The sequence below is a fragment of the Pedobacter riviphilus genome (assembly GCF_014692875.1).
Lineage (GTDB): Bacteria > Bacteroidota > Bacteroidia > Sphingobacteriales > Sphingobacteriaceae > Pedobacter > Pedobacter riviphilus.
In genome coordinates this window covers 5,345,435-5,364,872 of the sequence record NZ_CP061171.1, presented here as the reverse complement: position 1 = coordinate 5,364,872, position 19,438 = coordinate 5,345,435, and the positions used below count along the sequence as shown (strand labels likewise).

The 19,438-nt window shown below is 37.7% G+C and carries 18 protein-coding genes; 9 read left to right on the top strand and 9 right to left on the bottom strand.

What is annotated here, in order from left to right:
• Positions 1-3: 3 nt before the first annotated feature.
• Both H9N25_RS22145 and H9N25_RS22140 read right to left on the bottom strand, forming a co-directional pair.
• Entirely contained in the window at positions 4-1,188 is a 1,185-nt protein-coding gene (locus tag H9N25_RS22145) for a porin family protein (protein ID WP_190327261.1), read from the bottom strand.
• Positions 1,185-1,826, bottom strand: a complete 642-nt coding sequence (locus H9N25_RS22140; RefSeq protein ID WP_223833481.1) for an RNA polymerase sigma factor — start codon at positions 1,824-1,826, stop codon at positions 1,185-1,187. Before H9N25_RS22140 ends, H9N25_RS22145 begins: the two co-directional genes overlap by 4 nt.
• A 174-nt stretch (positions 1,827-2,000) precedes the next feature.
• On the opposite strand from H9N25_RS22140, the gene H9N25_RS22135 reads away from it, so the two are divergent.
• Entirely contained in the window at positions 2,001-2,861 is an 861-nt protein-coding gene (locus H9N25_RS22135) for a hypothetical protein (RefSeq protein ID WP_190327260.1), read from the top strand.
• A 57-nt stretch (positions 2,862-2,918) separates the two neighbouring features.
• Here H9N25_RS22135 and H9N25_RS22130 read toward each other — a convergent pair whose 3' ends face one another.
• Both H9N25_RS22130 and greA read right to left on the bottom strand, forming a co-directional pair.
• Complete coding sequence (locus tag H9N25_RS22130; RefSeq protein ID WP_169502587.1) at positions 2,919-3,317, bottom strand: HIT family protein; 399 nt, start codon at positions 3,315-3,317, stop codon at positions 2,919-2,921.
• Positions 3,318-3,392: 75 nt separating this feature from the next.
• Positions 3,393-3,866 (bottom strand): transcription elongation factor GreA, encoded by a 474-nt coding sequence (greA, locus tag H9N25_RS22125; protein ID WP_047798983.1) that lies wholly within the window; start codon positions 3,864-3,866, stop codon positions 3,393-3,395.
• A gap of 334 nt (positions 3,867-4,200) precedes the next feature.
• Between greA and H9N25_RS22120 the strand changes: the two genes are divergently transcribed.
• Entirely contained in the window at positions 4,201-6,081 is a 1,881-nt protein-coding gene (locus H9N25_RS22120; protein WP_190327259.1) for a M1 family metallopeptidase, read from the top strand.
• A gap of 68 nt (positions 6,082-6,149) precedes the next feature.
• Here H9N25_RS22120 and H9N25_RS22115 read toward each other — a convergent pair whose 3' ends face one another.
• The 3 genes from H9N25_RS22115 to H9N25_RS22105 form a co-directional block, all read right to left on the bottom strand.
• Complete coding sequence (locus tag H9N25_RS22115) at positions 6,150-6,626, bottom strand: OsmC family protein (RefSeq protein WP_190327258.1); 477 nt, start codon at positions 6,624-6,626, stop codon at positions 6,150-6,152.
• Positions 6,627-6,765: 139 nt separating this feature from the next.
• Positions 6,766-7,224: a hypothetical protein gene (locus tag H9N25_RS22110; RefSeq protein ID WP_190327257.1), complete on the bottom strand. Its 459-nt coding sequence runs from the start codon at positions 7,222-7,224 to the stop codon at positions 6,766-6,768.
• Between the two features lie 158 nt (positions 7,225-7,382).
• Positions 7,383-8,309 (bottom strand): 2-hydroxyacid dehydrogenase, encoded by a 927-nt coding sequence (locus H9N25_RS22105; RefSeq protein ID WP_190327256.1) that lies wholly within the window; start codon positions 8,307-8,309, stop codon positions 7,383-7,385.
• Positions 8,310-8,549: 240 nt separating this feature from the next.
• On the opposite strand from H9N25_RS22105, the gene H9N25_RS22100 reads away from it, so the two are divergent.
• The 4 genes from H9N25_RS22100 to H9N25_RS22085 all read left to right on the top strand — a co-directional run bounded on the left by H9N25_RS22100 (position 8,550) and on the right by H9N25_RS22085 (position 15,188).
• Complete coding sequence (locus tag H9N25_RS22100; RefSeq protein ID WP_190327255.1) at positions 8,550-11,033, top strand: TonB-dependent receptor domain-containing protein; 2,484 nt, start codon at positions 8,550-8,552, stop codon at positions 11,031-11,033.
• Between the two features lie 56 nt (positions 11,034-11,089).
• Entirely contained in the window at positions 11,090-13,327 is a 2,238-nt protein-coding gene (locus H9N25_RS22095; RefSeq protein WP_223833480.1) for an outer membrane beta-barrel protein, read from the top strand.
• 219 nt (positions 13,328-13,546) lie between these two features.
• The gene (locus H9N25_RS22090; RefSeq protein WP_167296229.1) at positions 13,547-14,101 is read left to right on the top strand and encodes an NUDIX domain-containing protein; all 555 of its coding nucleotides are present in this window, start codon (positions 13,547-13,549) and stop codon (positions 14,099-14,101) included.
• A gap of 322 nt (positions 14,102-14,423) precedes the next feature.
• A complete protein-coding gene (locus H9N25_RS22085) occupies positions 14,424-15,188 on the top strand; it encodes a lysophospholipid acyltransferase family protein (protein WP_167296228.1) in 765 nt (254 codons plus the stop codon).
• Positions 15,189-15,262: 74 nt separating this feature from the next.
• Here the strand turns inward: H9N25_RS22085 and H9N25_RS22080 are convergent, their stop codons facing one another.
• Both H9N25_RS22080 and H9N25_RS22075 read right to left on the bottom strand, forming a co-directional pair.
• Positions 15,263-16,012 carry a LytR/AlgR family response regulator transcription factor gene (locus H9N25_RS22080; RefSeq protein ID WP_169502595.1) on the bottom strand — a complete coding sequence of 250 codons (750 nt, stop codon included), beginning with the start codon at positions 16,010-16,012 and terminating at the stop codon, positions 15,263-15,265.
• 60 nt (positions 16,013-16,072) lie between these two features.
• Complete coding sequence (locus H9N25_RS22075; RefSeq protein ID WP_223833479.1) at positions 16,073-17,104, bottom strand: sensor histidine kinase; 1,032 nt, start codon at positions 17,102-17,104, stop codon at positions 16,073-16,075.
• A gap of 349 nt (positions 17,105-17,453) precedes the next feature.
• Between H9N25_RS22075 and H9N25_RS22070 the strand changes: the two genes are divergently transcribed.
• Genes H9N25_RS22070 through H9N25_RS22060 form a run of 3 tightly spaced genes read left to right on the top strand, consistent with a single transcriptional unit; the run spans position 17,454 to position 19,337 of the window.
• Positions 17,454-17,624 carry a hypothetical protein gene (locus tag H9N25_RS22070; RefSeq protein WP_190327254.1) on the top strand — a complete coding sequence of 57 codons (171 nt, stop codon included), beginning with the start codon at positions 17,454-17,456 and terminating at the stop codon, positions 17,622-17,624.
• A gap of 5 nt (positions 17,625-17,629) precedes the next feature.
• Positions 17,630-18,538: an ABC transporter ATP-binding protein gene (locus H9N25_RS22065; RefSeq protein WP_190327253.1), complete on the top strand. Its 909-nt coding sequence runs from the start codon at positions 17,630-17,632 to the stop codon at positions 18,536-18,538.
• A 1-nt stretch (position 18,539) separates the two neighbouring features.
• The gene (locus H9N25_RS22060) at positions 18,540-19,337 is read left to right on the top strand and encodes an ABC transporter permease (protein ID WP_190327252.1); all 798 of its coding nucleotides are present in this window, start codon (positions 18,540-18,542) and stop codon (positions 19,335-19,337) included.
• The last annotated feature ends 101 nt before the right edge of the window (positions 19,338-19,438 follow it).

The following is a 19,438-nucleotide window of genomic DNA, read 5'->3' as shown; positions in this document are numbered from 1 at the left end:
TAACTAATTCTTTTTGCCAAATAAATTCATATTTACCGAAACGGCCACACCTGTTGATGACAGCCTAGAGTTTCCATAACCTATATCGGTTAATGGAATTTTCATAAAAGGTTTAGCGCTGATACTTAAATTATTATTTATTTTGTGCTGAAACTCTACACCAACATTGGCTATACCTAAATAATGCTGGTTCTGGTTTCTGACTTCATAGCTTTGAGGACCTTGATAAACGCCATTATAAGAATAGCTGTATTTCTCTTTTAACATTAAATAACTGGATAGGCCTGTACTTATGGAAATAGCATTTCTACGACCGTCAAAAACCTTATAGTTCACATTGATCGGAATATCGATTACATCGCAATTGGCATGAATATTTGCGGGGTTTACCTTAAAAACGTAATTGCTGTTGGGCTTGTATTGGCTAAAATCTGAATCGTAAATTTTCTTAGCATAAACTGCCCCAGTAGTAACACTTAATTTCTTTGTTAAAAAAAGAGTAGCTTCTACACCAAAACCGCCACTTAAACTGCTTTTACCTGATTTTTGTACACTTGTTAAATCAGGCGCAGCCAAAATACTCAGTACAACGCGCGATTTTTTCCTCAAAACCAATGCTTTAATTTGTTCAGGCTTTCCTACCGCAATAGTGGTTGTTAAATCTTGATCTTTAAATGCTACAAGATCTGTTTTTGAGTTTAACTCAGGTTTGTAGCGCACATTGGCCAATATATTGGCATTAACATCGGTTGTGCCAGCTACTTTTTGAATGGTTTTATTACCATGCCCAATTGCGTGCTCTTGTTTATTTGTATCAGCCGTAGCTTTTGCATTTAAAGCCAATGGGCTTAAATCCCCGTTTCCTGTTGAATCGTTTGGTTTAGTAGGTATTTCGGTTAAGTTATCTGTATTATTTTCTGGCTTATTACCGTTTTGCTTTCTTTGATCTTTTTTGATCACAGCCTTCACTTCGTTTTCGTTATTTGATGGTTTAGCCAATAAAAACACCACCAGTAACATTGCGGCTATCCCAGCCACAGCAGTTAACCAAATTAGCGGCACTATCCTCCTTTTTGGCGTTGGATGCAATCTCTCCTCCAGATTATCCCAATCTAAATCATTAAAAGGAAGATCAGGATTTTCCAATCCATCCTTAAATAATTTATCTATATCTTTTCCCTCTTTCATTGCATATTTGTGTTTAACCTTACCTCTAAAAGGTTCCTGTCTACACCCGAATTCCTTACCTGGTAAGTTTTCGACTCTGTAGCTTTTAACATTTCCTGTAGCTTTTGCCTTGCCTTAAACAGGTTCGATTTTGATGTACCAACCGATATACCGAGCATTTCGGCAATTTCTTCATGCGTATATCCATCAATAGCAAATAGATTAAAAACGGTACGGTAGCCCGCGCTCAACCTTTGCACCAATGCCAATAAATCGTGGTAAGCTAATTTATCATACACAGAGCTTACCTGCGCAATATTTTCATGATCCAAGATATCTACGTGATCAGCAAATTTTAGATTAGCACGATAATAGTCGATAGCTGTATTGGTTATTATACGTCCAAGCCAGGGCAAAAAAGCTTTGGTAGGCTCATATTTATTAATATTCTTAAAAGCTTTAAAAAAGCCATCGTTCAGTATTCCCGCAGCATCCAACCGATCGTTTGCATAACGCAAACAAATACCCATAGCAAAGCTATAGAAATGTTGGTATAGTGCTTTTTGACTATCTCTTTCATTTCTAATGCAGCCCTGAATATACTTTTGTATAACAATATCTTCTCTGTCGCGGTTAGCGGTCACAAACTCTCCTTTCAAAATATATTACGGTAAGAAATTACGAAAGGTTGCCTAACAAAATCTTTTTTTTGACAACTAATTTATTTTGCCCATCTCGGTTAAAAATCTCATTTCTGCAAGCAACCATTTACAACTTGGTGGCGTAATAGCGGCATAACAATTTATTAATTTAAAACTAAATACAAAAATCTTATGCTAATCTACTTAAAAAAAAACCTATTGGCTATATTGAGTATAGCCATGGTAATTACAGCCTGCAAGAAAAACAGTTCAGACGAACCTACAACTCCACCTGTTAACAACAATAAAGGAATCCAATTGGCAACCGACGCTAAATTCGGATCGGTATTAACAGATAAAGATGGTAAAACCTTATACTTTTTTGCATCTGATGCCGCAGGTGTGCCAACCTGCGTTGGTGGCTGCGAAACAACCTGGCCGCTTTATTATTCTGCCGATGCCAGTACAGATTTAAACCTGAACAAAGCTGAAGTTGGTGAGGTGACGAGAACTGATGGCCGTAAGCAAAGCACTTACCGGGGTTATCCGCTTTATTATTATGCAGGTGATGCTGCCGCCGGACAAATTAAAGGTGACGGGGTTGGTGGAATATGGTTTGTAGCGAAGCCCGATTATTCATTAATGTTAGCAAATGCACAGTTGTTTGGAAACAATACCAATTATACCAGCACTTATGCCGTAGGTACTGGCAACACCATTTACCTAACTGATAGCAAAGGCCGCACCTTATACGCTTTTGCACCAGATAAAAACGGCGTAAATACTTATACAAAGAGCGCTACACAAGAGGGCATTTGGCCAGTTTATGAATCTGAAGTACTAAGCGTGCCCTCGGCTGTTGCAAAAGCTGACGTTGGCGTAATTACTGTGGCCACAATAGGCAAAAAACAATTAACTTATAAAGGATGGCCACTGTACTATTGGATATCAGATGTAAAAAGAGGCGATAATCTGGGCATAGTAATTGGAAAAGGTCCAGGTTTAACTTGGCCTGTATTACAGCTGAATGCTACAGTTGCTCCGGCGCCATAAAAATATTTGGGTTAGGCGGGTAGAATGGTCGGCTGATGTTTTCACAGCCGGCCTTTTTTATACTTCTAGTAAAGCTTGCCTAATTTTTTCGGCAGCCTCGGCCAACTCTTCGTTTGTTGGCTTTAATTTTTCTTTGCTAAAGTTCATATCGCTTACATTATTCATCGGTATTAAATGGATATGTGCATGTGGAACTTCCAATCCAATAACCGAAACACCTACTTTTTTGCAAGGGAAAGCTATTTTTACACCTTTCGCCACAATTTTAGCAAACATCCACAGGCCAACATATAAATCTTCGTCCATATCGAAGATATAGTCGGTTTCGATTTTAGGAATTACCAAAACATGACCTGCTGTTAAAGGCTGAACATCCAGAAAAGCTAAATATTCTACAGTTTCGGCTACAACATGTGCAGGGATTTCGCCTGCAACGATTTTTGAAAAAACAGTCATTTGAGGTATAGGATTTAGGGTAAAGCGTTTGGCGGTGAGCGATTATTAAAATGCCTATCGCCAAACGCTATTCATTTATCTCGAAATTTCGAGTACTTCGAACTGCATTTTACCTGCAGGTACTTCAATTTCTGCAAATTCGCCTACCGATTTACCCAATAAACCCTGTGCAATCGGCGATTTAACCGAAATTTTTCCGGTTTTTAAATCAGCTTCACTTTCTGCTACCAACTGATAGGTCATCGTAGCACCGTTTTTAACATTTTTTATTTTTACGATAGATAATGCCAGCACTTTAGATAAATCCAATTTCGACTCATCAATTAAACGTGCATTTGCCAACGTATTCTTCAATTTTGAAATTTTTGCTTCATGCAATCCCTGTGCCTCTTTTGCGGCATCGTATTCTGCATTCTCCGATAAATCACCTTTATCCCTTGCTTCTGCAATTGCTTTAGATATAAGCTGACGACCGGTGGTGGTTAGATAATGTACTTCCTCTTTCAATTTATCCAACCCCTCTTGGGTGTAGTATGTTACCTCTGTCATTGCTCTATTAATTTATTCAAACGCTATAAAAAACAAACAAGACTATATAGTTGGTTTGCTACATAGTCTTGCTTCAATAATAACGAAGATAAAATGTGGAAATTACAAAAGCAAATAAAAGATTAAGATTTACAGCATTTTTAACTTTATGCAGTATTTTTTTAGCTTGCTCTTCTTCATTTGATCAATTATCTATTCCAAATCAAATCATACCTGGGAATATGCGAGATCCACCAAAAACACAGCAATTAGTCATAAAACACTTCAAAATTCAGCTTTCCTTCACTCAAAATTCAATCATTAGTCCTATTTTTAGCTTAAATTATTCGTAAAAATGAAAAAGTTATTCTCTATTGCCCTGATAATCGGTTTGGGCGGATATATGGCCTCGGCACAGGAGCTTTATATGCCCCGGAATATTAAAGCAGCATATGCCAAGGGTACACGTGCTATGAATGGAAAACCTGGTTCAAATTATTGGCAAAACCATGGTAAATACAACATGGATATTAAGGTAGATGCCGAAACCAAAGTGGTTAGCGGTAATGAAGAAATTTTATACAGCAACAACAGTTCCGATACCTTAAAAACCCTTGCAATCCGTTTTGTAAACAACTTACACAAACCAACTTCCCCTAGAAGCGGTGCAGTAAGTGAAGACTTTTTAAGTACGGGTTTAAACATTACCTCCTTTTCTGTTGATGGCGTAACTTATAAAGTTGATAGTAAAGATTGGGGAACAGTAGGAAACGTTAAGCTGAATAAACCATTGTTGCCAAAATCGAAAATTACGGTTAAAATTGAGTGGAACTACCCATTATCAAAAGAAAGTGGTCGCGAGGGACAGATTGATCCAAACTCATTTTTTGTAGCTTATAGTTATCCGCGCATATCGGTATACGATGATTATAACGGTTGGGACCGCATTCCACACACTGATAGAGCTGAATTTTACAACGACTTCAATGATTATGAATTCGCGATTAAAGCCCCTAAAAACTATGTGGTTTATGCAACCGGCGATTTCCTGAACCCTGATGAAGTATTACAACCTGAAATTTCTGCGCGTTTAAAAAAATCATATAATGGTGATGAAGTAATCCACATTGCTACCGAGCAGGAAATGAAAGATGGTAAAGTAACACAACAAAAAGACTGGAATACCTGGAAATTTGCAGTAAAGCACATTACCGATGTTACTTTTGCCATGAGCAACCACTACGTTTGGGATGGTGCAAGTGTAATTGTAGATAAGAAGACCAATCGCCGTGCAAGTGCCCAGGCTGCCTACAACCCTACTACCGGAACAGATTTTATCAACTCGGTTAAATACAATCTTAATGCTTTAGATTGGTTTTCGAACAATTGGCCAGGCATCCCCTATCCCTATACAAAAACCATCGCTTTTCAAGGTTTTGCCGATATGGAGTATCCGATGATGGTTAACGATTCGCAATTTGGCGATCCTGTATTTGCACAACTGGTTCAAGACCATGAAGTGGCACATACTTACTTTCCTTTTTATATGGGCATTAACGAAACGCGTTACGCCTATATGGATGAAGGATGGGCCACAACATTCGAATATTTAATCGGCATTGCAGAACATGGCAAAGAGGCGGCAGATAAATTTTATAAAAACTTCAGGGTAAATAAATATATCAACGATAAATCTACTGAAGAAGACCAGCCGGTAATTTCCATGTCCGACCAGGTTTCGGGTTCGGGTTATGGGAATAACTCCTATGGTAAGGCTTCATTATCTTATCTGGCCTTAAAAGATATGCTTGGTGATGAGCTGTTTAAAAAAGCATTGCATACCTATATGGGCAACTGGAATGGTAAACACCCTATTCCATGGGATTATTTTAACTCGATGAATGCAGGATCTGGACAAAATTTAAACTGGTTTTTCCAGAACTGGTTTTTCACCAACAACTATCTTGATTTAACCATTACCAAGGTTACACCAGCAAAAGGAAAATCGACGGTAACCATTAAAAATGTAGGTGGTTTTGCCATTCCATTTAATGTGGTGGTTACTTATACCGATGGAACAGCGGACACCATCCACAAAACACCTGTGGTTTGGAAAACGAATCAAAAAGAGGTAAACATAGTGCTTAACACTACTAAAAAAGTAAAATCGATTGGTTTAGATAACGGTATCTATGTAGATGCTACGCCGAAAGATAATGTTTGGGAAAGCAAATAATCCCGTTCTCAATTGGCAGTTAACAGCTTGTGGTTAACTGCCAATTGAAAATTGTAGACTGAAAACTGTTAACCGTTTTCTGCTTTACAAGTAGGTTCGTGTTTTACCGGAAAATTTAATGAATTGGCAATAAAACACATTTTATTTGCTTCATGATGCAGCGAAGCTGCAAGTTCGTAATGTGCTTTATCAGCAATTAAAACCTGCGGATGCAGGGTAACTTCTCTAAAACGGCCACTTCCATCAGCCAATTCTTCCATGGTACCTACAGCCTCATCCTTATAATCAATTACTACAATTTCATTTTTAGAGCATAAATGTAAATACCAGAGCATATGGCAACTGGATATAGAAGCCAATAATAGGTCTTCGGGGTTGTACTTAGATTTATCGCCCAGAAAAGCAGAATCAGACGATCCCGAAATATCGGCTTTACCTTTTACTGAAATTAAATAATCGCGATCGTACGAACGGTAATCCATTGTACCAGAGCCTTTATTGCCCGTCCAAGTAACTGTAGTTGAATATAAATGATCTTTCGGCATGATAAAATTGGTTAGATTGTATAGCCAATTTAAGAAAATATTATCAAGATTAATCTACTTTTCAAGCCTTTTGACTAAGAATGTTTAAATATCTCAATCTCAAGAAACAATTTTAACACAAGAAATATTTTAGAAAAAATTATGCCCTAATTTTATGCCCTTTTGAGATTAAGAAGGACTTTAGCAAGCCGTATGTAGATTCGTCTGCATTAATATTAATCCCTTTATCATCCTCCATGTATGAGCATTCGAAACATACATTAAGCGCAGAAACAATTTCTCCGGTCTTATTATAAAATATGATTGCATCCCTGTAAATAGGTAGACACATCCAAGAAGGTAAGTTTGCAACCTCGGTTTCTAAAATGTGATTTAATTTAATCATATCCTGACTATTACGCCGGAAGGAACTAATCTTTTCCGAAGAGCTATCAAGGTTACCATTCAGATCAGTTATGCGGTTATCATACCAAGATATTGCCACAGTATTTCTAGTGGCATCCGAATAGTAGGCCTGCTGTTGAAAAGAGTATGTTTCAACATATTCGAAATCGATGTTTTTAATATAATCTTTGGATTGAATAGCTGTATGCGTCATAAAATATTAATTTTAGCGCCGGGAGCCTGCATCATAAGTTGTGATATCATTCGAACTTGTCACGTTGAGCTTGTCGAAACGCTTATCGAGGAATTTAAACAGGTCCTTCGACAGGCTCAGGATGACAATTCTATATTTATGATACAGCCTCCTTTAAATTAAAAACTAAGCCCACTTAACTTCTCAGCCAAAACCTCCGAAATTTTACGGTAAGAATCGAATGTCCAACCGCCTACATGCGGGGTTAAGATCACCTTATCGTTGTTTTTAAGTTCATCGTACCAAACCTGCTCGCCCAATGCGGGGAATTTTTCCACTTGCAGTACATCCAATCCAGCTCCTAAAATTTTTCCAGTTTTAATTGCACTCAACACTGCTGGCGTATTAACAATTTCGCCCCTCGCGGTATTGATAAAGAAAATAGGTTTTTTAAAATGAAAGAAATACTCGTCATCAACCATTTGTCTGGTTTCGGCTGTTAAGGGAATATGCAGGCTCAGTACATCACTGTGTTTCACAATCTCTTCCATACTTACCTCCCGGGCAAAAGCATCAGAAAAACCCGTTTTATACTTATCGTAAGCCATTACATCTACCTCGAAACCCGCCAGTTTCTTAGCAAAACTCTGTCCCATAAAGCCGTACCCAATAATTCCCACCTTTTTGCCTTTCAATTCGTAACCTCGGTTTCCTTCTCTATCCCATACGCCATTTCTGATCTCCATATCGGCCCTGCGGAAATTGTTCATTAGTGATAGAAGCAAACCCGTAGCATGTTCGCCAACGGCATCACAATTGCCTTCAGGTGCATTAATCAGTTCTATATTTCTTTCGAAGGCGATTTTATCATCAATATTATCTAAACCAGCCCCTGCCCTGGCCACAAATTTTAAATTCGGCGCAGCAGCAAAGAGCTCAGCATCGATTCTAAATTTCGTCCGCACAGCAATGCCGGTATAATCCTTTATTTTATCTAATGTTTGTTGACGGGTAATCTGCGGTTCATCATCAACCTGGTAACCCATAGCAATGGCCTGATCTTTAAATGCAGGGTGCAAATCATCAACAATTAATATTTTTTTCATCTGTTATTCTATGCTCAATATGATGAACAAAAGTAACATTTTGAAGATCGTTCAACGGTAATATTCCATCATTGTTTTCCAAGAAACTGAAAACTGCCAATTGCCAACCGCAAACCGAACGCTAACCCACAAAAATATTACTATAAAATGGCTGTAATAAAATAGTTACGGCTCATTAATTAAACTTAGTTGCCGTTACTTTGTCTCCCTTTACAAAAACACACGAAATTTTATTTTTTAATGAGACTTTTACAATCGAGAACAATACAGATTACCCTTTTACTTTTAAGCTTATCATTTAGTCTTTTCGCACAAACAAGCGGAAAAGCAAAAATTACCGGAATACTTAAAGATGCAAAAACACAAGAAACCATTCCATTTGCTACAGCCATTTTAATTGATAAGGCTACGGCCAAAAATGCAAAAATTGTACAAACCGATGTAAACGGTGCTTTTGTAATGAACGATATCCCTACGGGAACCTTTACCTTTAAAATAAGTTTTGTGGGTTACCAAACCATGGTTAGGGATAATATAGCCATTACTACTGCCACAGGCACCTTAAATTTTGGTGAAATTAAAATGAACCCGGCAAAAGGCAATGTGCTGAGTGAAATTACCGTAACGGGCCAAAAACAGGGCATGCAAATGGGTATCGACAAAAAAATTTTTGCTGTAGATCAGAGTGTAATCAGTGAAGGTGGCTCGGCAGGCGATTTATTACAGAATGTACCATCAGTTTCTACTGATATGGATGGCAATGTGAGTTTACGTGGCTCAACAGGTGTTAAAGTACTAATTGATGGAAAGCCATCTTTAATCGCTGGCGGTAATGTGGCACAGATCCTTCAATCAATCCCAGCCAGCTCTATCGAAAGTGTTGAGGTTATTACCAATCCATCGGCAAAATACGATGCAGAAGGCCAATCAGGCATCATTAACATTGTACTTAAGAAAAATACAAAACTGGGTTTTAACGGTTCAGTTGCACTAACTGCAGGTAACCGCAATAACTATAATGCCAATACCAACTTAAGCTTTCAGAACAGCAAGGTAAATATTTATGGAAACTATGGCTATCGTTACGGAAATCGCGTTGGAGGTGGTTTTCAAGACATTACCTACAAAACACCAACAAGCTCGATTTCATTTCTTGATCAGCATACCAACTCAGAGTCTTTAGATAAAGGCCATAATGCAAAAGCAGGTATAGATTACTACATTACGCCAAAAAGCGTGGTCAGCTTATCTGGTGGTTTTAATTCAAGAGAAAACGACCGAAATGAATATATCGATGTGAGGCAATTAAATGCAGGTTCGAATCCGGTTAATCTCAGCAATAGAAATAACACCAATAACGGGAACGGAAAGAGCTATGATCTAAATTTAGATTATACCCAGAAGTTTAAAAAACCTAAAGAAGAATTAACTTTTAACTTTGGCTATTCAACAGGAGATAATAATAATGATCAGACTTATCTTACCACAACTACTTATGCGAATGGCTCTACGGTAAATGTAGATAGTTTGCAGCTTATTAATAATACCGGGAATAACACTAATTACAATATCCAAACTGATTATGCGCTGCCTGTTGGAAGGGCCGGAAAAATTGAAGTAGGTTACCGCAGTCAGATTCGTTTAGGTGATAACGATCAGTTTGCTCAAGTTAGACTTCCCGGAAGTGATGTTTTTACCAGAGACAATAGACTGATTAACGACTTTCATAGTAAAGATCAGGTTCATGCATTATATCTGAATTATCAGAATCAGATTAAAGACTTTGGCTATCAACTAGGCTTAAGGGGTGAAGATGCACGTTTAGACACCCATTTAGAAGGTTATACAGGCAATGTATTAACTACCGCAGAAGGAAATATCCATTACAAAAGGTTATACCCAAGTGTTTTCTTAACCCAGAAATTTAAAGGCGACAACCAGCTTCAACTGAGTTATACACGCCGCGTAAACCGCCCCCGTCCTTGGGATACCAACCCATTTTTAGACGTTTCTGAACCATTTAACTATAGAGGTGGTAACCCGAATTTATTACCAGAGGATGTACACTCGTTCGAATTGGGATACAGTAAATACTGGAAAAAAGTAACCTTAACATCGAGTTTGTATTTTCGCCAAACCAATGATGTTATTCAACGGGTAAGAAGTACACCTGTTAATGGGATTATCACTTCAACCCCTCAAAACTTATCACACCAGATTAACAGCGGGGTAGAATTAATCGGTCGCTTCGATTTGATTAAAGCTTTAAATTTTACGACCAATGTAAACTTATATCAAGCTAAGTTTGCCGGAGATGCAAGATTTGATATCCCATCAAGCAGTGGCTTTAGCTGGAACGCCAACCTGACCGGAAATTTAACGGTAGTTAAAAATTTATCGCTACAGGTACGTGGCGACTACAGGGCACCAGAAGTGATGGCACAGGGAAAACGCAACGCCATGTACGGTGTTGACGGTGGAGCCAAATACGACTTCCCGAACAAAAAAGCATCCTTAAGTTTCAATGTTCGGGATGTATTTAACACCAGAAGGTGGAGCATGACAACCGAAGATAAGGCGACAATTGTTGATTTTGAGCGCCAGTTTCAAGGAACAATGGGAAATTTAACCTTCTCTTACCGCTTTGGAAAAACAACGTTTACCGGCACCAAAAAGAAGAAAGACGACCAGCAGGATAACCGTCCTGATGAGGGATCATTTTAATAACCAAGGTGTTTAGAAAAAATTTTCTAAACACCTTTTTTTTAATTAATCAGATATTGGGAAAACTTTTACCTAAGCTTTGCTTTACCCTGTTGATTTTACTCAGCACTATTACTGCGTTTGCCGCAGAAAAAGGCGTAATCAGCGGAAAAGTGGTTGAAGAAGTTGGTGGCTTATCGATACCATCTGCCGTAATATCTGTTTATATCGATGGATCTGAGCAGCCTATAATTACATCTGCTACTGATGAAGATGGACACTTTAGCATAAAAAATCTGAAAACAGGGAATTATAGTATCAGGGTAAGTTTTGTTGGTTATGCTCCGCTAAAAGTAAATGGAATAGCCATCACAGAAAAAGATTTCGATAAAAACCTTGGTGCATTAAAACTAACTTCGGATCAGAATTCTTTACAGGAAGTAACCATTACTGTTCAAAAACCACCTATCGAATTTGGTGCCGATGGCATAACTTACAATGTGGGCTCTACACTATTGGCCGAAGGCAGTACTGCAACAGATGTATTAAAAAATGTACCCATGGTGCAGGTTGATATTGATGGCAATGCTACCATTGCCGGAAAAAGAAATACCAGGGTTTTCATTGATGGGAAACCATCCGACTATATGACCTCTAACATCACCGATCTACTCAATGTGCTTCCTTCTGATGCCATTGATAAGATAGAAGTTCTTACCAATCCACCATCTAAATATAGTGGCGATGGTGAAGGCATTATCAATATTGTGATGAAAAAAGGCTTTAAGGTTGGCTTCAACGGTAATGTAGGCATTTCGAACGGCTTGCAAGGTAACGGCAATACCAATGCAAATGCTTCTTACCGCGGAAAATCTTATGCTTTAAATGGAAGTGCAGCCTACCGTTATAATGTTGGCAAAGGTGATAGCCACAATTTCCGCGAAAACTTTTTTCCTGATACAACTTTCTATTATGACCAATATGGGGCTTATCGCAACCATAACAACGGTGGGAATTTTAGAATGGGCTTAGATTGGACCATTAATCCGCAACAAAGTTTACGGTTATCAACCAATTACAACCTCAACAATTCGAATTCAAATTCCACAACCGATCTTCATTATTTAAGCAACGAACGGATAGAAAACCGCCTCCGCAATCAGCATAATACGGGTAATGGCAACAGTAATAACTTTGTTTTTAATGCAGATTACGATCTTCAGACGGATACCAGTGGAGGTAAAATATCTTTAGGTTTAAATTTCAACACCAATAAGAGTATCGATTTTAGGGATTATAGCACTACTTACGCCCAACCCAGCACATCGGCCCCAACTTTACAGCAAAACAATAACGACACCGGAAATAGGGGGCTAAACGTAACTTTAGATTACGAAAAACCAATATTCAATAAACGCGACCGCATTGAAGCTGGGTTGGCTTTTAACTATAGAAAGAACGATAATGACTTGTTAATCGAGAATTTTAATTTTGCAACGCAACGGTTTGTGCGTAATAACAAATTATCTAACCAGTTTTTATACAATGAAAACATAGCTGCTGCATACGCATCTTATAACTACCGCAAGGTTGGCTGGGGCATTAAAACAGGAGTTAGGGCAGAACTTACCGATGTAGCTTTCGATTTATCTACTGGTCAGAATTATAATGTAAAACCTTATTTAAGCATTTTCCCTAACCTATCTTTAAACAGGTTTTACCGCAAAAGGTATAATATTGGTGCCACTTATAGTATCCGTGTGAACCGGCCAAGAGAAAATACGCTGAACCCCCAGGTAAACAATGTAGATACGCTTAATATCTCGTATGGAAATCCCAATCTATCGCCGGCTTATACACATCAGTTCGATATTAATTTTGGGGCATTTGGCCAGAAATGGTCATTTAATCCACGGCTTTCTTATTCAACCAGTCAGGGCGTTATAGAGCGCTATCGCACAGTTACCTTAATTCCAGGCTCCAATACAGCGAGATCTGAGAGCACTTACGATAACGTGGGCACTAATAATTCGCTATCACTTATCTTAATCGGGAATTATAGACCTACCAATAAGATATCGGCCAATGGAAATTTTAGCGTAATCCAAAGCAATTATAAATCACAATTAAATAGTTCGCTAAACCGGGATGGTTTGAGTTTTAGAGGCGCAATTGGTTTGTCTATGCAATTACCACTTAAAACAGCTTTCGAATCGAATTTAAATTATGCCAACAATACCAATGCACAAGGCCGGAACAAAGGTTCTATGTCTTCTAATTTCTCGGCCCGGAAAGTCTTTTTGGTAACCGGTTAAATCTTCGCATAACTATAAATGATATTTTAGGAAACAGGACCAATACCTTTTACAATGAAGGTCAGAATTTCAGACTGGAAAATTATTCGACCAATAACACGCAAAACTTCACTTTTAGCCTAAATTACCGTTTCACTAAAATTACTGTAAATAAAATCCCTCCCCCACCTCAACCTGTAAAACCCCAGTAAGATATAATCATATTCCTTATCTTGCAGCATGGAAGAGATCAACCCTTGGAAAACGCTAGAGAGCGAAGTAAAATACGATAACAACTGGATTCGTTTAACCGAACATCAGGTCATTAATCCGTCTGGTGGGCAAGGGATTTATGGCACTGTTCATTTTAAAAATCGCGCTATCGGAATCCTCCCCTTAGATGAAGATTACAATACCTGGTTGGTTGGCCAATACCGATATGCGATTAATGCCTATAGCTGGGAAATTCCTGAAGGTGGTGGACCATTTCACGAAGCGCCATTAGAAAGCGCAAGGAGAGAACTACTGGAAGAAACAGGAATGAGTGCCAGAAACTGGAAAGAGATACAAAGAATGCATCTTTCCAACTCCGTAAGCGACGAGTTAAGCATTATCTACATTGCTACTGGCCTCATCCAGGGCATCGCCATGCCCGAAGAAACAGAGGAACTTGTGATTAAAAAATTGCCTTTTATTGAAGCCTATCAAATGGTTATGAATGGAGAAATTACGGATTCGATTAGCGTAGCCGCAATTTTAAAAGCCAAACTAATGATGCTGACGGGCGAATTATAGAATCGTATATTAAGATTCCATCATAACATTAACCTAGGCTCTGTCATTTCCAGGGATGATTTATTTCATAAAAATCAATATAATTGACAGAGAAATTTTAAGCAGATGATACCTCTCGAGACATCGTCTTTCCCGCGCATGCGGGAATCGTAATGCTATACGCTTTAAGATTCCCGCATGCGCGGGAAAGACGACCGTTTTAGATGACAAAAATATGCTCATAGCTTTAAACCATTTGCAATGTGCTGCACAGCCCAATTGTATTCGAGGTAATTAACCAGAATAATTTATTATTATCTTTGCAATCTATTAAATCAACCAGATGAGTAAGCTTTTAGGATATATTTTAAGCCCTATTTTTTATATTTTTTTTGGATTAACCCTTTGTATCTTCCATCCTATACAATGGCTTTGCTTTAAGCTTTTTGGTTATAAAGCACATAAGGTTTCTGTGGACATCCTTAATTTTTTTCTAACCTATTGCCAGATTTTCCTTTTCAATTCAATCAGTTTTAAAAACGAATACGATCTGCCAACGGATAGACCGATTATTTTTGCTGCAAACCACCAAAGCATGTACGATATCCCTTCGTTAATTTGGTTCTTAAGGAAACATAGTGCAAAATTTATCTCTAAAATTGAGCTTACCAAAGGTATTCCATCCATATCTATTAACCTGCGCCTGGGCGGTGGAGCAAACATTAACCGGAAAGACAACAAGCAGGCCATTTCAGAAATTATAAAACTTGGCCGTAGAATGAAAGAGAATAATTGGAGCACTGTTATTTTTCCGGAGGGAACACGGGCAAAAGATGGCCAATTGAAAACATTCCAGTATGGAGGTATTGCCACGATATTAAAAGTAGTACCGAATGCGTTGATCGTTCCGGTGGCTATAGAAAATTCGTGGAAAATTGTTCGTTTTGGCAAGTTTCCATTATCCACAGGAAATGCCTTAAAATGGACAGTTTTAAAACCTATAGAACCCGGAGTAAAACCGCCGAACGATATTACATTGGAAGTAGAAAATGAAATCAGAAAGGCTTTGGGCCAACCCATGGCACAGCCCGCTTCCCAGTCAGTTTAATTGCTTTATTTGGTTAATCGATTGATGTCAGGCGCACATTATTCATTTTACAATTCCCTTCTTACATCACCCTGTTAGATGTTCTTATTTCCAATCACCCTAAAAAATTCATCGCGGTAAGTATCTCCAACCGGGATAATTTTTTGATTGATGGTAATGCGGCTACGTTCTATGCTTTCAATTTTATCAACAGCCACAATATAAGATTTATGCACCCTGATAAACTGACCTTGGGGTAAAGCTTCTTCCATCTTCTTCATGCTCTGTAGCGTAATTACGCGCTCATCTTTCGTAAATATCGAAATGTAATCTTTTAAACCTTCGATGAATAAAATATCGTGCAAATAGATTTTTTGAATCTTATGCTCCGTTTTCACGAAAATATAATCCTGAACCGGATTTGGAGAGCCAGAAAATGGCGCAGGTGTAACGATGGGCTGTGCTACACTTGCAGGAGCTTCAACCGGCTTTACCTGATTGTGAACTTTTTCTACCGCTTTATAAAAACGGTCGAACGCAATTGGCTTTAATAGGTAATCCGAAACATTTAGGTCGTAGCTCTCTAAAGCATACTCTGGGTAAGCGGTAGTTAATATATAGTGGCATTTATTACCCGCAATTTTTAAAAACTGGATTCCGGTTAGCTCAGGCATCTGAATATCTAAAAACACAAGATCAATCCCTCCGCCCTGTACAATCTGCAAGGCTTCAATAGGATTTTCGCACCTTTTAACCATGGTTAAAAAAGGTACTTTTGAAATATAATCCTGTAAAATATCAAGCGCTAAGGGCTCATCATCAACAACAATACAGTTTAAGTTCATTTTTGGTTATTATTTTTAATTAATGATTTTTTTATTTCCGATTTGTGTTAAGTTATCGGATTATATGTCAATCATCAGTTCGCAGGTATAATGAGTAGCCGAATTTACAACATTTAATTTATATCTATCAGGATAAACCAATTGTAACCGTCGTTCTACATTGGTTAAACCCACGCCCCCCTGCGCATCTTTATTCTGTTGGTTCTTTTTATTTACTACACTAAAATGCAAAATCTTCTGGTTAGCAATGATATTGATTTTTACTGGTTCGGCCGGATCGTTCACTACCCCATGTTTAAATGCATTTTCTACAAACGAAATCAACATTAAAGGAACAATTTTTTGATTGTCAATTTCGCCGTTTAAGGTAAGCTCTATATAAGCACCATCTTTAAACCTTATTTTTTGTAGTTCGATATAACTGGTTAAATAGTCTACTTCTTTACTTAACGCTACAGTTGGCGTATTGCTCTCATAAATCATGTAACGCATAATCTCCGAAAGCTTCATAATGGCATCGGCGGTTTTGTCTGATTTCTGATAGGCCAGCGAATAGATATTATTGAGCGAGTTAAAAAGAAAATGTGGGTTTAACTGCGATTTTAAAAACTGGAGCTCCATTTCGCGGCGTTCGTTTTCGAGATTACGCTGAACCCGCTCGCTAGAAAACCAATCGATAATAAATTTAATGATACAACTGCTGATCAGGAAAAAACCAGAGAAAAAGGCCGCATTCAATGCAAAGCTATTCACAGAAAAATTGCGTACCTCTTTTTCAACTCTATAGGTCAATAGCTCTTCGGGATTAAGAACCGCTAGCACCGTTTTCAAAAACGTACCGGCAATTAGCAACAGGAAGAATGAAAGGAAGTAAATCCAGTATTTTTTCTGCCTCTTGATCAATCCAGGTATTAAGAAAATATAATTGATATAAAAAAGAGAAACGTTGATAATACCGATTACACCAAAAGATAAAAAATAATCTTTCATTGTTGCGCTACCCTCCCTGAATGCAGACATTGCGATCAGGAACATAAAAATCAATCCCCAGTATGTAATATGTAAAATTAAAGGGGCCCTGCTTTGTTTCATTAGTTATTCATTAAATGGTCTTAAAGCAGATACAAGTTAAAACAACACGTATCAGCTTCATGCATCCAAAGTAAATAAACTTTCAATTTAAACCGAACACAATCTACCAACGGGCATTTTTTTTCTACCAACGGCCCAATAGGCAAATTTTATCGACAAACGCCCAAAATGTCTGTTGATCTAGAATCTTGAACACTTGGTATAATAGATTTTAGCAGGTTGTTTTTCTTGAGTTTCTTTGAATCATCAAAACGAAAACAAAATGAAAACGTCATCAGCAATCAACTTAAAAAATCAAACAGTAATTACTGATGGTATTTTCACAACCTCTCAAATAAAACTATCGATCATGAAAAAGTTATCAAACACATCACCATTTTTACTTTTATTATTACCTGTATTTATGATGATTATTTTAACACTTACGGTTAGCACCAATCAGAATGATGCAGAAATAGTTGTAAAACCTACAAAAACATCTGGTGCCGTTGTGAAACAAGTAAGTGCTATTTTCAAATAGAAACAATGGGTAATTACGCTATCGAAACTGTAGGCTTAAACTTTAACTTCGGCAACCAGGTTATTGTAAAAGATCTTTCATTACAAGTACCAAAAGGCAGCATTTATGGCTTCTTAGGTCCAAATGGAGCCGGAAAAACAACTACCATAAAAATCCTGCTGAACCTGCTCAAATCGCCATCCGATCAGGTTTTTATATTTGGTAAAGAAATAAACAGTAATCGCATCGCTACCCTTAAACGCATTGGTGCTCTGGTAGAACAGCCAGCCATTTATGGGCATTTAACAGGAAAAGAAAACCTTGTTAACCGCTGTATTCTGTTAGGCATAAAAAAAACAAAAGCTGATGAAATGCTGTCGCTGGTAGGCTTGGCAGAAGCAGCAAATAAAAAAGCCAATAAATATTCATTAGGCATGAAACAAAGGCTAGGCATTGCACAGGCACTAATTTCAGATCCAGAGTTACTCCTACTGGATGAGCCTACCAATGGCTTAGATCCAAATGGCATTATCGAGGTTCGGAACCTGATGATCGATTTAGCCACAAAACACCAGAAAACAATACTGGTTTCAAGCCACTTATTAGCAGAAATAGAAAGAACAGCAACCCACGTTGGCATTATAAACAAAGGCCAATTATTATTTCAGGGCACGATTAGTGAACTTCATTTATTGAGCAAACCTATGCTGGAAATCGAAGTCGACAAGATTGAAAGTGCAAGCTCATTTTTAATAGCGTCGGGTTATAAAATTTCGGCAAAAACAGATAGGATAATTACATTACCATTTATTTCATCCCCAAAAAGTGGAGAATTAAACACATTATTGATCCAAAATGGTTTTACGGTGAGCAGTATTTATCAGCAACGAAAAGATCTCGAAAATTTATTTCTGGACATTACCAAAACAAACTAACATGCACGCTCTTTATATTTCTTTAGTATCAGAATTTTACAAATCGAGAAAAACCTTAGCTTTTTGGGCAGCCATATTATTACCCGTTATTATATGCTCCTTAATCACTTTCGGTTTTTATTCGGGTTCCGAAAAGATTTTGGCCAGGCATTACCCGCCTATGATGCTTTGGGGCAACTATATTGGTGCAGCACTTGGCGTAATGGGTTTATTGGTTATGCCTTTTTATGTCATATTTATGGCTTTTTCTGTCAATAATATTGAGCATAAAAATGATACCTGGAAAATGCTGTTTGCTCAGCCCTTGAATAAATTCTCTATTTATGCTGCAAAATATTTGTACGCGGTATTTTTAATCATGATCTGCTTATTCTTATTTGCCACCCTCACCTATGCCTTTGGTCACTTATTACAGGTTTTAGTACCAAAATATAATTTCAATCAATACAACCCACAAAATATCCTCATCAACTCTTATGCTAAACTTTTCCTGTCATCTTTAGGTATTTTATCACTTCAGTTTATCCTGAGTTTGATATGGGGCGATTTTCTTAAACCAATGGGGATAGGTTTTGTTGGAACCATAATGGGCATTATCACCGCGAACGTAGGGTGGAAATACGCTTACCTCAACCCCTATTCGCTACCAACACTTGCATTAAGGATTACTAAGGTAAGCAAAAACACTGATCCATTAGAATTCCCAATTTTTACCCAAGAAATATGGACAAGCTTGGTTTATGCTTTAGTCCTTTTCATCATTGGCTATTTTATCGTTACCAAAAAGAGCATAAAATAATTTCAAAATGTAAATTTCTGGGCCTGGAAAGGTAATCATGTAAAAATCTCATTGGATAATAATTTGAAGTGGTTTAAAGTGTATTTTAGATCAAAATCAAC